Annotated in this window: 12 protein-coding genes; 5 read left to right on the top strand and 7 right to left on the bottom strand. The window is 65.7% G+C overall.

The features are described 5' to 3' along the window. Positions 1-56: 56 nt before the first annotated feature. Together BH93_RS22090 and BH93_RS22095 are read right to left on the bottom strand one after the other, a co-directional pair. Positions 57-2,105, bottom strand: coding sequence for a glycosyltransferase family 39 protein (locus BH93_RS22090; RefSeq protein WP_037173289.1), 2,049 nt, complete (start codon positions 2,103-2,105; stop codon positions 57-59). Next, entirely contained in the window at positions 2,102-3,358 is a 1,257-nt protein-coding gene (locus BH93_RS22095; protein WP_037173291.1) for a bifunctional glycosyltransferase family 2/GtrA family protein, read from the bottom strand. Before BH93_RS22095 ends, BH93_RS22090 begins: the two co-directional genes overlap by 4 nt. A gap of 114 nt (positions 3,359-3,472) precedes the next feature. Between BH93_RS22095 and BH93_RS22100 the strand changes: the two genes are divergently transcribed. Next, positions 3,473-3,898 (top strand): HIT family protein, encoded by a 426-nt coding sequence (locus BH93_RS22100; protein WP_037173292.1) that lies wholly within the window; start codon positions 3,473-3,475, stop codon positions 3,896-3,898. 10 nt (positions 3,899-3,908) lie between these two features. Here BH93_RS22100 and BH93_RS22105 read toward each other — a convergent pair whose 3' ends face one another. Next, entirely contained in the window at positions 3,909-4,433 is a 525-nt protein-coding gene (locus BH93_RS22105) for a winged helix-turn-helix transcriptional regulator (protein WP_037173294.1), read from the bottom strand. Positions 4,434-4,507: 74 nt separating this feature from the next. On the opposite strand from BH93_RS22105, the gene BH93_RS22110 reads away from it, so the two are divergent. Continuing rightward, positions 4,508-5,923 (top strand): MFS transporter, encoded by a 1,416-nt coding sequence (locus BH93_RS22110; RefSeq protein ID WP_037173295.1) that lies wholly within the window; start codon positions 4,508-4,510, stop codon positions 5,921-5,923. Here the strand turns inward: BH93_RS22110 and BH93_RS22115 are convergent. Together BH93_RS22115 and BH93_RS22120 are read right to left on the bottom strand one after the other, a co-directional pair. Next, on the bottom strand, positions 5,906-6,562 hold the full coding sequence (locus tag BH93_RS22115; RefSeq protein WP_032376332.1) for a response regulator: 657 nt from the start codon (positions 6,560-6,562) through the stop codon (positions 5,906-5,908). The genes BH93_RS22110 and BH93_RS22115 overlap by 18 nt on opposite strands. Continuing rightward, on the bottom strand, positions 6,559-8,223 hold the full coding sequence (locus BH93_RS22120; protein WP_037173297.1) for a sensor histidine kinase: 1,665 nt from the start codon (positions 8,221-8,223) through the stop codon (positions 6,559-6,561). Before BH93_RS22120 ends, BH93_RS22115 begins: the two co-directional genes overlap by 4 nt. A 169-nt stretch (positions 8,224-8,392) precedes the next feature. Here BH93_RS22120 and BH93_RS22125 point away from each other — a divergent pair, with 169 nt between their 5' ends. From BH93_RS22125 to BH93_RS22135, 3 genes are read left to right on the top strand one after another with little or no spacing between them, the layout of a single operon-like run. Then, positions 8,393-9,772 (top strand): CitMHS family transporter, encoded by a 1,380-nt coding sequence (locus BH93_RS22125; RefSeq protein ID WP_037173299.1) that lies wholly within the window; start codon positions 8,393-8,395, stop codon positions 9,770-9,772. Positions 9,773-9,807: 35 nt separating this feature from the next. Further along, the gene (locus BH93_RS22130) at positions 9,808-10,218 is read left to right on the top strand and encodes a universal stress protein (RefSeq protein ID WP_037173300.1); all 411 of its coding nucleotides are present in this window, start codon (positions 9,808-9,810) and stop codon (positions 10,216-10,218) included. A gap of 14 nt (positions 10,219-10,232) precedes the next feature. Then, positions 10,233-11,357 (top strand): AbrB family transcriptional regulator, encoded by a 1,125-nt coding sequence (locus tag BH93_RS22135; RefSeq protein WP_052065042.1) that lies wholly within the window; start codon positions 10,233-10,235, stop codon positions 11,355-11,357. On the opposite strand, the gene BH93_RS22140 is transcribed toward BH93_RS22135, so the two are convergent. Then, a complete protein-coding gene (locus tag BH93_RS22140; RefSeq protein WP_277950833.1) occupies positions 11,337-12,752 on the bottom strand; it encodes a sensor histidine kinase in 1,416 nt (471 codons plus the stop codon). The two genes, BH93_RS22135 and BH93_RS22140, sit on opposite strands and share 21 nt — an antisense overlap. Next, complete coding sequence (locus BH93_RS22145; RefSeq protein WP_032376327.1) at positions 12,749-13,456, bottom strand: response regulator transcription factor; 708 nt, start codon at positions 13,454-13,456, stop codon at positions 12,749-12,751. The genes BH93_RS22140 and BH93_RS22145 overlap by 4 nt, the downstream gene beginning before the upstream one ends. Positions 13,457-13,495: the final 39 nt, after the last annotated feature.

Consider the following 13,495-nt stretch of genomic DNA (forward strand, 5'->3'; position numbering starts at 1 on the left):
ACGCGAAAGCGCCCCGCACCTGTCAGGGTGCGGGGCTCTTTCGTGATGGTTCGGTGTTACTGCGTGAGGTCGTAGAACGTCACGTTGTCGACCGTGGTCGCGGTGAAGTTCTCGGTGACCCACGCCGAGATCTCGGCCGAGGTACCCGAGGCCATTCCCGGCATACCGCCGCCTCCGATGAAGTAGTGGATCTGTCCATCGGCGACGTACTGCTGGAACTGGGCGAGAGTCGGCGAGGGGTCGGTGCCGTTGAATCCGCCGACGGGCATGACCGGATCCTCGGTGGCCAGTTGATAGCCGGCCGCGGTGTTGGCTCCGATGGCCGCTGCCACCCAGGTGTACGAGTCGGCGTCCTGCTCGAGCATCTCGGTGATCGCCGCGGTAGGTGCACTGCCTTCGAGCAGACCACCCATACCGCCGCCCATACCCCGAGCCATACCGCCCATCTCGGACCCGCCGTCGCCGGGCACCTGGCCAGGAGCGCCGGCCTGACCCGGGAATCCCGCAGGAAGCTGCAAGCCCGCAGGCAACTGAACACCCGGCGGCAGCTGCATGCCGCCCCTCCCGCCCGGGCCGTCACCCATTCCGCCGAATCCGCGCATACCGGTGTTTGGACCGGCCGAGACGATGGCTCCGGTATGTGGAGTATCGACGGTGTCGACCGCGTAGGCCGTCGGACCGGCGAGTCCGGCGAACATCACCGCCAGGATCGACGCCGCCGCCAGCCTGCCTCGGGTCAGCGCGGGAACGAGCAGCGCCACGGCCGCCAGAAGTCCGACGACGAGAATCGCCCACTTCAACCACGGCACGAAACTCTCACTGCGACGCAGCAACACCCACGCCATCGCCACGGTCGACGCCACCGCGACGGCCATCGCGACGCGAACCCAATACGTATCGCGTCGCCGCCACAGCAGGACGCTGCCGATGCCGATCAGCGCGGCAACGGCGGGTGCGAGCGCAACGGTGTAGTACGCGTGGAAGATTCCGGCCATGAAGCTGAATGTCAGCCCGGTGACGAGCAGCCAGGAACCCCACACGATCAGCGACGCGCGTTGCCCGTCGGTACGAGGTGTTCTGCCGCGCAACACGAGTCCCACAACCAGCAGAATCAGCGCGGCCGGGATGAGCCAGGCGATCTGGCCGCCCTGGGAGGCGTCGAACATGCGGAAGATGCCGGTTTCTCCCCAGATTCCGCCGGGCATGCCCCCAGCCATTCCACCGGCCATGTCGCCGCCCATACCGCCGCGGCCGGGGGTGACACTTCCGGTCTCGTCACCACTGAGACGGCCGAATCCGTTGTAGCCGAGCGTGAGTTCGAGAATCGAATTGTTCTGCGAACCGCCGACCCACGGCCGGGACGACGCCGGCCAGAATTCCACGATCAGAATCCACCATCCGGCCGAGACGATCATCGCGCCCAGTGCACCGAACAGTTGCAGCAATCGGGTGAGGAACTTCGGCGGCCCGGCGATCAGGTAGGTCAACGCCAGCGGCGGCACGACAAGCATCACCTGGAGCTGCTTGGTGAGAAATCCGAATCCGACGAACATGCCGGTGATCAACAGCCACTTGGTCTTTCCGGTCTCGACGCCTCGCAGCAGCGCCCAGACCGATGCGATCATCAGCAGCACGAGCAGCGCGTCGGGATTGTTGAAACGGAACATCAGTGCGGCAACCGGAGTCACGGCCAGCACCAAGCCTGCGAGCAGACCGGCCGCTCCGCCGAAGCGTCTCTTGACGGTGGCGCGGAGCAGTGCCACCGAGGCGACCCCGAGGAGAGCCTGCGGCACCAGCATCGCCCACGTGTTGAGCCCGAAGATGCGCACCGACAACGACATCAACCACAGCGACATCGGCGGCTTGTCGACGGTGATCGAGTTCGCGGCGTCGGAGGACCCGAAGAAGAAGGTCTTCCACGACACCGAACCCGCCTGAATCGCGGCCGAATAGAAGGAGTTGGCCCAACCCGAGGCACCGAGTCCCCAAATATAGGCAACGCCGGTGCCGAAAAGCAGTGCCACCAGCCCGATCAGTTCCCATCGCGGGGTGGCCGCGGGGGCGGACGATTCGGCCGCGGACGGCCGCTCGATCGTCGTCGTCACAGGCTCTTCTCCGAACGCACGGACTCCGAGCCTGCGTCCAACGAGCTACGGAAGACCCACCGCAGTGCGACGAATCGGCAGACCGTGGCAACGAGATTGGCGACGATCAGGACGGCGAGTTCGACGTGCCGTGACACATCGGGAACCCAGGCGTGCAGCACCGCAAGCGATCCGCTGGTGACGAGGAGAGCGAAGCCGAAGATCGCCAGTCCTTGCAGTTGATGCTTGCCCGCACCGTCCGATCCGCGGACCCCGAAGGTGAACGCACGGTTGGCCGCGGTGTTGAGCACCGCGGTGATCAGCAGCCCGAAGAAGTTCGCTGCCTGTGCGCCGATCAACGAGTGCAGCATGAGGTACAGCAGTGCATAGGCGACGGTACTGGCGACGCCGATGATGCCGAATCGCACCATCTGGCTGATCATTCCGTGCGGTACACCGGGCACGAGCGGCTCCCGTCCCAGGCTTCGACGTAGTTCGGCGACAGGCAGCACTCCGGTGGCAAGGGCGCGGCCGACGCGCCAGCACCCCTGCAGGTCCTTGACGGCGGTGTCGACGATGTTGACGCTGCTGTTCGGGTCGTCGACCCAGTCGACGGGCACCTCGTGAATACGCAGGCCCACTTTTTCTGCGATGACCAGCAATTCGGTGTCGAAGAACCAGCCGGTGTCTTCGACCAGCGGGAGCAACTTCTGCGCGACATCGGTACGCATGGCCTTGAAGCCGCACTGCGCGTCCGAGAAGCGCGCGCGCAGCGAGGTGCGCAGAATGAGATTGTAACTGCGCGAGATGAATTCACGCTTGGCCCCGCGGACCACCCGAGACGATCGGTTCAGCCGCGACCCGATGGCGAGGTCCGAGTGACCGGACATCAGTGGTGCGATGAGCGGCATCAGGGCGTTGAGGTCGGTCGAGAGATCGACGTCCATGTAGGCCACGACGTCGGCGTCGGAAGCCAGCCACACGGCTTTGAGTGCCCGGCCGCGTCCCTTCTCGTCCAGATGATGAACCTGGACTCCGTCGATCTCGTCGGCGAGTCGATGCGCGACGGCGAGCGTTCCGTCGGTGCTGGCATTGTCGGCGATCGTGATCGAGGACCGGAACGGGATTCGGTCCTCGAGGTGCTCGTGCAGACGACGAATGCACTGTTCGAGATCGGCTTCTTCGTTGTAGACCGGAATGACCACCTCGAGAGTGGCAGTGGCGTTCGAGCCGGGCCGCTGGCCTGCTGCTCGTGCGAGGGAATTCGTTGTCATGTTGACCAGAATCGAGCCCGGACCTTGCATCGCCCTGCGATGGACCTGGCAATTGGCTGGGAGATGCAGGAGCGGAGCTCTACCCACCCGAACCCGGTAGTGCATCCTGTTCCCATGGCTTCCATTTTCAGCAAGATCATCGCCGGCGAGATTCCGGGACGTTTCGTCTGGCAGGACGAAGACGTGGTCGCGTTTCTGACGATTGCGCCGGTCACACAGGGCCACACACTGGTGGTTCCGCGTGCGGAGATCGACCAGTGGCAGGACGTCGACGGTGCCGCGTTCGCCAAGATCACGGCCGTCGCGCAGATCATCGGTCAGGCCGTCAGGACCGCGTTCGACGCTCCCCGCGCGGGCCTACTCATCGCCGGGCTCGAAGTACCGCACCTGCACCTGCATGTGTTCCCGGCCTACGACATGGGCAACTTCGACATCTCCGGCGCCGACCCGAATCCGTCGGCCGAATCTCAGGACGAGGCCGCACACAAGCTGCGAGCGGCGTTGCGCAACCTCGGCCACGAGGCCCACGTCCCGAACTGACGCATCTCGCTCACCGCAGAGGCGTGAGCAAGCGTCGACGCGTCCGCAGCTGCATCGACACCTCGTCGGATCGCGTGTCGGGGTCGTACCCGGGCCCGATGTCGGTGTCGATGTCGCGGGGCTCGGGTGCCACCCCGCATTCGGGGCACATACCCAGTTGCCCGAGGTCGGTTCCGCAGTCCGCGTGCAGAAATCGTCGACGCCTCCCTGCGGGTTTCGCGGTCTGTTCCTCACCCCAGTAGCTCAGGGCGAAGACGGCAGGCCACAGTCGCTCGAGGGCGGCCGTCGGGACGTAGTCGTCGTGTCCGCCTTCGAGGGCTCGGGCTTGCCGTTCGAGCAGCCCCGCGTCGACCAGCGCGCCGAGGCGTCGGGCGAGAACCGCCTTGGAAATGTCGAGGTGGACCTGGAAATCGCCGAAGCGTCGGACGCCGAAGAAACAGTCGCGCACGATGAGCATGGTCCAGCGCTCGCCGACCAGTTCCAGTGCACGGGCCAGGGAACAGTCCTGGCGGGCGTAGTCGATTCCGAGTGCCATGAGGCAATCGTACAGTCTGTTGACCGAACCAAGTTGGGCGTTTACAGTTCGATCACCAGACCAAAAGGACGACAATGACCGACAGTGCACTTTCGCCCACCGGCACGAAGAACAGCACCCGAGCACTCGCCATCGCAGCCCTCGGCACCCTGCTGACCCTGATGGCGTTCACCGCCCCGCTTGCGACGATCAACAGCACCGCGGCAGATCTGATGTCCGACGCAGCGGGGCGTACCTGGATCCTGAGCTCGATGAGCATCGGTCTTGCCGCCGCACTGCTCACCACCGGGACTGTCGCCGACGACTTCGGCCGTCGCCGCACCTTCGCACTCGGTGCCGCGGTATTGGCCGTCGGCACGCTGATCAGTGCCGTGTCTCCGAACACGGTGATCTTCGTACTGGCCCGCATCCTTCAAGGCCTCGGCGGTGCCGCGGTCATCGCATCGAGCCTGGGCATCATCGCCCACACTCACCCCGCCGGGCCCGTGCGCGCAAAAGCGAGCGGAGTCTGGGGCGCGAGCGTCGGTGCAGGCATTGCTCTCGGCCCGTTGCTGGCCGCCCTACTCGATCGCTGGGCGAGCTGGCGCGAGGCCTATGTGGTTCTCACGGTCGCCACGGTCGCACTCGCCGTCGCCGCGCACCTACTCGTCGAAGAATCCAGGTCCGACGCCCCGCGCGGGCTCGATCCGGTCGGCGCACTGCTGTTGGCAACCGGCATAGCCTCGCTGCTGGCCGCGTTGGTGGAGGGCAGGCAGGGCTGGACGGCCGTCACTCCCATCGTTCTCTTCGTCCTCGCCGCACTACTGCTGGCCGCCTTCACATTCCTCGAATTACGCAGTGCGACGGCGATGCTGGATCTCACCCTCTTCCGGCACCCGCCCTTTCTCGCAGCGACGGTCGCAGCCCTCGCCACCGGCGGCGGAATCATCGCGCTGATGTCGTACATGCCCGGATTCGTCGGCACCGCACTGGGAATCGATGCTCTCGGGGCGGCCCTGCTGCTGTTCGGGTGGTCCGGGACGTCGGTAGTCACCGCTCTGTTGGCCCGCAGGCTCCCCGCATCGGTGAGCGGTCGGACACAACTCGCGGTCGGTTTGGTGGGCGTAGCGATAGGAATGGTGATGGTGTCGGGGTTGTCCGACAACGCATCCTGGCCCCGATTGCTTCCCGGACTGCTCGTAGCGGGTATTGCCAGCGGGGTACTCAATGCCGCTCTCGGTCGCGAGGCGGTCGCAAGCGTCCCCGCCGGCCGCGGCGGAATGGGCAGCGGAGCCAACAACACCGCGCGCTACGTCGGATCCGCTATCGGAGTCACCGTGGTTGCGGTGGTGGCTGTTCCGGCCGGGAGTGGAGCCCGCGGAATGACCCAATCGATAAGCAATCACAGCGCAGCGGCATTGACGACGGGCTGGAACACAGCAGCGTTGGTGACTGCCGCGATTTCGGTTCTCGGGGCCGTGGTGGTGGCGTTCTCACGCACCCGGCGCTGACGAGTACTCCTGCTCCGGCCTCCCGGTCGACCCGTAGCGCAGCTGCATCCGCAACCGTCCTTTGGAGACCAGGGTGGCCAGATAGCGCTGCGCGGTCGCTCGCGAAATCCCGATTGCGGCAGCGACTTCGCCGGCCGACATCGGCTCGGCCGTACCGCGCACCGCGTCGAGCACCAGATCACGGGTGACCGACTGCGAGGTCGGCAACGGTGCCGCAGCACGAGGGCGCAGGGCGTCGAGCCCTCCGTCGATGTCCGCCTGGGTCAGTTCTTCCGAACGATCCAGCGCGCCGCGGTAATTCAGGTATCCGGTGAGACGGTCGACCAGCGCCGAGCGCGGGAACGGTTTGATCAGATACGTCCACGCGCCCGCGGTCATCGCCGAGCGGACCGTCTGCTGATCCGCCGCGGCCGAGAGCACCACTGCGTCGCACGGGAGTTCGCGGACCAGGTCGATACCGGACCCGTCGGGCAGGTACACGTCGACCAGAGCGAGGTCGAACGACTGTGCCGTCAACAGCTCACGCGCCTGGGCGATACTGGTCGCCACCGCGGCCACCTCGTAGTTGTCGAGCGAATTCACCAGTGCCGCATGCAGATCTGCAACCCTGAAGTCGTCGTCGACGACAAGAACTCTCATTGTGTCTCTTCCTGAATAAGTAGTGCGCCGGCAATCGTGGCGATGAACACCGCGCCGCCACGGTCGTTGTCTGCCGTGATCTGCCCACCGATATCGGCCAATGTCACATCGCCGCCACGGGTACGCGCGATCTGTCTGCTCAATGCCAGTCCCACACCTCGACCACCGGGGGTATCCGCTGTCGATTTGGTCGAGACGCCCTCGACGAACACCTGCTCGGGTGTCAACGAGACACCGTCACCCGAATCGACGACCACGATATGCAGGGTCGAATCTTCCTGCACCAGTTCCACTTCCACCTCGGCAGGTCGACGTGCCCCGAGCCGGGCCGCATCGATCGCATTGTCGATCAGATTGCCGAGCACGGTGGTGACATCCACCGGTCCGACCAGTTCGCCGCCGACCCAGGTGTTCTCCCCCAGCACCAGGCGCACACCACTCTCGCGGGCGTGCGCCGCCTTGGCGGTGAGGAAGGAACGCAGATACGCATCGGACACGGCATCTATTCCCTCGACTGCTTCCGATCTCGGTCCAACACCCAGAATCTCGTCGATGTACTCGGACGCGCGGTCCGGATGGCCCTCGTGCAGCAGTCCACTGACCAGATGCATTCGGTTCGCGAACTCGTGCCGTTGCGCGCGCAGCACGGCAGACATCGACTGCACCGCGTCGAGCTGACGGGTCAGCGCCTCCACATCGGTTCGGTCGCGCACGGTCAGCACCGTACCGAGATCTCGATTGTCGCGCAGCACCTTTCGAGCAGCTGCGATCACCACGACCTCGTTCACGGCCGCCAGTACCGGTTCCGCCGTCGGCGATTCGATGACCTCGAGCAATCTGGGCGTCAGGCCGATGTCCTCGACACGCATCCCGGGCTTGCCGTCGATCGAGAGCAGCGTGCGCGCCTCGTCGTTGACCACCGTGACGACACCCTCGGGGTCGATGGCCACCACGCCTTCGCCGATGCCGTGCAGCACCGCCTCCTGCTCGCGTACGAGCTCGGCCAGTTCTTCGGGTTCGAGCCCGAGGGTCAGCCGCTTCCATCTGCGCGCCAACAGGATCGAGCCGAGCACACCCAACAGCAGCACCGCTCCGGTCACCAGCGCGCCGTTGATCAGATCTTTCACGAGTTCGGTGCGCACTGCCGTCGTGGAGATGCCGACACTCACTTCGCCGATCACCACGTCGGTCGAGCCGAGCGCCAGCACAGGAACTTTGGCGCGAACGGAGTCACCCAGCGTGCCGCGCTCCTGCTCGACCACCTCGTTGCCGGCCAACGCACCCGACGGATCGGTGCTCACCCGTTGCCCCAGGACGGTCGGATCGGGGTGCGCCAGGCGCAGGCCCCGATCGTCGGTGATCACCACGAACAGCGCATCGGTGCGTTCCCGAGCACTTTCGCCCGCCCGTTGCAGCGCGCCGCCGGCCAACACCCCGGCCGGCGCAGCATCGGTACCTGCGGTGTCCGCAGCCGAGAACTGCTCGACGAGCGAGCGGACTTCCGGATCCGAGGCCACTGTCCGCGCGACCGCAAGTGCCCGCTCGCCGTACTCCTCACTCGCCTGCTCACCGCTGCTGATCGCGAACACCCCGAAGGCCACTGCCAGCGCCACCGCAACCAACGCGGCCTGCAGCAACAGCACTTGAGTCCTCAATCGCACGTGCCAAGGCTAGAGCGCCAGCTGCTCGAGCACAATGCGCAAAAGGCTCTTTACGTTGCTTGCGCGGGTAGTGCGCACAACAGCGAACATGTGATGCCGGTTACGTAACTTCAGTCACAACACGTAGTCCAACCGGACCCACCTCACACATCTCGAGAAGGAGTGCACGATGTTGGTGATACTCGGCTTCCTCATGGTAGCCGCCTTCATGTTCTTGATCTTGACCAAGAGAGCCACGCCCGTCGTCGCGCTCACCCTCGTTCCCGTCATCTTCGGCCTGCTGGCCGGTGCCGGACTCGGCATCGGTGACATGATCACCGACGGCATCAAGTCCCTGGCCCCCACCGCGGCCCTGCTGTTCTTCGCCATCATCTTCTTCGGAATCATGATCGACGTCGGACTGTTCGACCCACTGGTGCGCGGCATCCTGCGCCTCGTGCGCAACGACCCGATGAAACTGGTTGTCGGAACGGCCATCCTGGCCATGGTTGTCTCGCTCGACGGTGACGGCTCGACGACATTCATCATCGTCACCTCCGCGCTCCTACCGCTGTACCTCAAACTCGGTGTCAGTCCGGTGATTCTGACCGTCGTCGCCGGCCTCGCCAACGGCACGATGAACATCATCCCGTGGGGTGGCCCGACGGTTCGCGCCGCATCCGCTCTCGGAATCTCACCCTCCGACGTCTTCGTCCCGATGGTTCCGTCCATGATCGTCGGCCTGATCATCGTGCTGCTGTTCGCCGTGCACTTGGGAATCATGGAGCGTCGCCGCATCGGCAAGCTGATCTACGAGCCCGAGCTGGTCGCCTCCGGCGGCGGAAGTCTTCGCAAGGGCGGCAAGGGCGGCGGCGGAGCAGGAACCGGTGGATCGGACGAGGGTGAATCGGGTCAGTTCTTCGACGGCCTCGATCCCAATCGCGACACCCTGCGCCCGAAGCTGCTGTGGTTCAACGCTGCTCTGACGGTCATCCTCCTCGTCATCCTCGTCATGGACATCCTGCCGATTCCGGTTCTGTTCATGATCGCTGCCTCCATCGCCCTGACGGTCAACTTCCCCAAGGTCAAGGAGCAGGGCGACGCGATCGCACGGCACTCGTCCTCCATCGTCTCGGTGGTCGCCATGGTGCTCGCCGCGGCAATCCTCACCGGCGTCTTCCAGGGCACCGGCATGGTCGAGGCCATGGCCGAGTGGCTGCTCAACGTCATCCCGTCCGGCATGGGCCCGTACCTGGCCGTCATCACCGGAATCCTGAGCATCCCGCTGACGTTCTTCATGACCAACGACGCCTTCTACTTCGGCATTCTGCCGGTCCTCACCGAGACCGCGAGCAAGTACGGCATCGACCCGGTCGAGATGGCACGTGCCTCGATCACCGGCCAGCCCGTCCACCTGCAGAGTCCGCTGGTTCCGGCCATCCTGCTGCTGGTCACCCTCGCCGGAGTGTCGTTGGCCGATCACCACAAGAAGGTGCTGTGGCGAGCGGTGGTCGTCTCCCTCGCCATGCTGGCCGTCGGCATCGTTCTCGGCCAGATCCCCTTCGGCTGATCCCCCACCCCCACCTTCCTGAAAGAGAAACCGTCATGACTGTTGGCGTACTGCACAACAATTCACCCGAGGGCCGCGCAGCACTGGCGGCCGCAGTTCGAGAAGCACGCATCCGGGAGACGGACCTCGTCGTCCTGCATGCACTGTCGGGATCGGCCGAGCCGTCCGCCGAGGCAGCCGAAACTGCTGCGGTCTCCACCGCAGTGGAGACGGCCCTCACCGACATCGAGAACGCCGACTCCGTGTCCTGGACCGTGGCAGTGGGCAGGCCCGATCCCGACGCCGTCAACACCCTGCTGACACTGGTGGAGGAGCAGAAGTCCGAGATCCTGGTCGTCGGTTCTCGCCACCGCTCGGCGGTCGGAAAGTTCCTGATGGGACAGACGATTCAGCGTCTGCTGCTCGAGATCCCGGTTCCTGTCCTGCTGGTCAAGTCCGGAGCGTGAGTGCTCCGAAACGGATGAGGCGAATACTCGGGCACAGCCTCCGATGGATCGGCCTCGCAGCCGTATCCGTCGGGGGCTGGGCCCTTTTCGAAGCCCTGGGCCTGACGGCACCGTCGCTGTTCGCCGCTCTCGTCGTCGCCGTGGTTTTCGCTCTGACCGGCCTGGGCCCTGCTGCAGTGCCCCGGCCCGCATCCATGGCAGCGCAGGGCACGCTGGCGGTGACCATCGGCCTGATGCTCGACACCGACACGCTCGGGGCGTTGGGCGAGAACTGGATTCCCGCCGTTCTCGTCGGCGCGGGGACGCTCGTCGTCAGCGCCGGTTGCGGCGCACTGCTGGCACTGCACCGCGACGTCGACCCCGTCACCGGGGCGCTGTCCCTGATTGCCGGTGGTGCAACGGGCCTGGTGTCCATTGCCCGCGAACTCGGCGGTGACGAGCGGATCGTCGCGGTGGTCCAGTACCTCCGCGTCGCACTCGTGGTCGTCACGATGCCCCTGATCGTCACCTTCGCCTTCCATACCGACACCGACGGCGGGGCAGGAACCCAGGAGCAGTCGACGACCCCGTGGTTCGTCGGCACGGCCTTTCTGATCGGTGCCGTCGTCATCGGCATCGTGCTCGCGCGGCTGATCCGACTGCCCGCGCCCGCCACCCTGGGGCCACTGATCGTCGCGGGTGCCTGCGAACTACTCGGGTGGCCCGTCGACATCTCGGTGCCCGCAGTGCTGTTGCCGGTCGCATTCATCGTCATCGGATGGCAAGCGGGCCTTGCCTTCACCGTCGCGAGCCTGCGCGCCATCGGACGGATCTTTCCGTGGGCTGCACTGCTGGTCGTGTCGATCGGGGTTGTCTGCGCACTGTTCGGCTGGGCGCTGTCCGCGATCACCGGAGTCAGCATGCTGACCGGGTATCTCGCGACCACACCCGGCGGTCTGGCGGCGGTGCTCGCCGTGTCCGCGACCACGGGGTCGGATGTCACCTTCGTCGCGTGCGTACAGGTGATCCGCCTGGTGTCGATGCTCGTTGCTGCACCACTCGCCGCCGCGGCGTACACCAAACTCGCCGAGCGCAGGAAGGCACGATCGAACGAGGAGCCATCTCGCGAAGCCGAGGAATCAGCCTGTCGGCCTCGGTAATTCGACGCGAAAGCTCGCGCCCGTTCCGGGAGTGCTCCGCACCGAGACGGTACCGTTGTGCGCGGCCACCAAGGCCGCGACGATCGACAGTCCGAGCCCGCTGCCGCCGCTCTCGCGCGTCCGCGACGAGTCGGCTCGATAGAAGCGTTCGAAGACGTGCGCGGCCTCGTCCTCGGCCAGACCGGGCCCGGTGTCCTCGACCTCGAGTAGTACCGACGACCGAGTCGTCCCCACGCACACGGTGATCGACGCCGATTCGGGGGTGTGGCGGACCGCGTTTCCGACGAGGTTCGCGAGCACCTGACGCAGCCGTGCGTCGTCGCCGTCGACCTCGGGTATTCCCGGCCCCGCCAACACCTTCAGCGAGATGTCCCGCGCGGGAGATACCGCCTTGGCGTCGTGCACGGCATCGGCTGCGATGGTCAATACGTCCACGCGGCGCATGTCGAGGGGCCGCTGGGCGTCGAGGCGGGCGAGCATCAACAGGTCTTCGACGAGCAGGCCCATGCGCGCCGACTCACCTTCGATACGCGTCATCAACAACGAGATGTCGCTCATCGCGCCCTGTCGGTACAACTCGGCGAACCCGCGAATCGTCGTCAGCGGAGTGCGCAACTCGTGGCTGGCATCGGCGACGAATCGGCGCATCCGGTCCTCGGACGCACGCGCCGCCTCCTCCGAGGCCGCGGTCGCCGCGAAGGCGCGCTGAATCTGAGAGAGCATCCCGTTCAGGGCGGCCGACAATCGGCCCACCTCGGTCTTCTCACTCCACTCGGGGACCCGGCGATGCAGGTCTCCGGCAGCGATGGCGGCGGCAGTCGTCTCCACCTCACGCAGTGGACGAAGGCTGCGCCGCACCACGAAATAGGCGATCACGGCGAGAGCCAGCAACACGGCCGCGCCGATATAGAACTGAAGCACCACAAGCCTGCTGACAGTCTGCTGGTTGGCGCTGAGCGACATTCCCACGGTGGTGGAACCCTCGCTGTTGGTCACCGTGATCACCCGCCACTCCTTCGACGGGTCGCCCTCGGAACCGACGGTCTCCGGGGTTGCCGACGGCGCACCCGAGAGGTCCGGAACACTTTCGGCCACATCGTTGATCGGGCCGCGGACGGTACCGTCGGTCGCCACGGAACGCACGAAGAAGTTCGTCGGCGGTCGATTCGGGCTGGGTTCGTCGATCGGAAACGGCGGGCGTTCTCCGCCCGGTTTCGCCCACCCCTGGGACGCTTCGACCAGTTGCTGATCCAGGCGACGCATCAGCGACGTCTCGAGCGACGAGGTCACCGCCACACCCGACGCCAGCAGACCCAGTCCGACCAGGAGCAGCAACGCTGCGACCAGAGTGAAGCGCAGCGGCAGATTCCGAATCCGAGCTCGAATGCCCGTCACCGCGGCTGGCGCATGACGTAGCCGACTCCCCGCAGTGTGTGGATCAAGCGGGTGTCTCCGGTGTCGACCTTGCGACGTAGATACGACACGTACGACTCCACCACTCCCACTTCACCACCGAAGTCGTAGTGCCACACGTGATCGAGAATCCGCGGCTTGCTGAGCACGGTTCCCGCGTTGACCATGAAGTACCGCAACAGCGTGAACTCGGTGGGCGAGAGGGATACCGGTTCCCCCGCCTTCCATACCTCGTGGGTGTCGTCGTCGAGTTCGATGTCTGCGAACGCAACTCGCGACGGCTGCGCATCCTCGCTCTTGCCCGACCGGCGCAGGATCACCCGGAGTCGTGCCACGACCTCCTCGAGCGAGAACGGCTTGGTGACGTAGTCGTCCGCACCGAGGGTCAGCCCGGTCACCTTGTCGTCCACCGAATCGCGTGCCGTCAAGAACAGCGCGGGCGCATCGATTCCGTCGGCGCGCAGTCGGCGCAACAGACCGAACCCGTCCATGCCGGGCATCATCACGTCGAGAACGAGAGCCTCGGGCCGAAAGTTACGCGCCTTGTCGAGGGCTTCGGGACCGGACGACGCCGTCGCCACCTCGAATCCCTGAAACCTCAGACTGACCGACAGCAGTTCGACGATGGTCGGTTCGTCGTCGACGATCAGTACTCGGGCCTCGGGTGTCTCGCTCACGGTGTCCATCTTTGCGCGAGATGCTGCTCGTTCGCTGGACTCTCGCTG

Origin of the sequence: Rhodococcoides fascians A25f (assembly GCF_000760935.2) — a bacterium.
Lineage (GTDB): Bacteria > Actinomycetota > Actinomycetes > Mycobacteriales > Mycobacteriaceae > Rhodococcoides.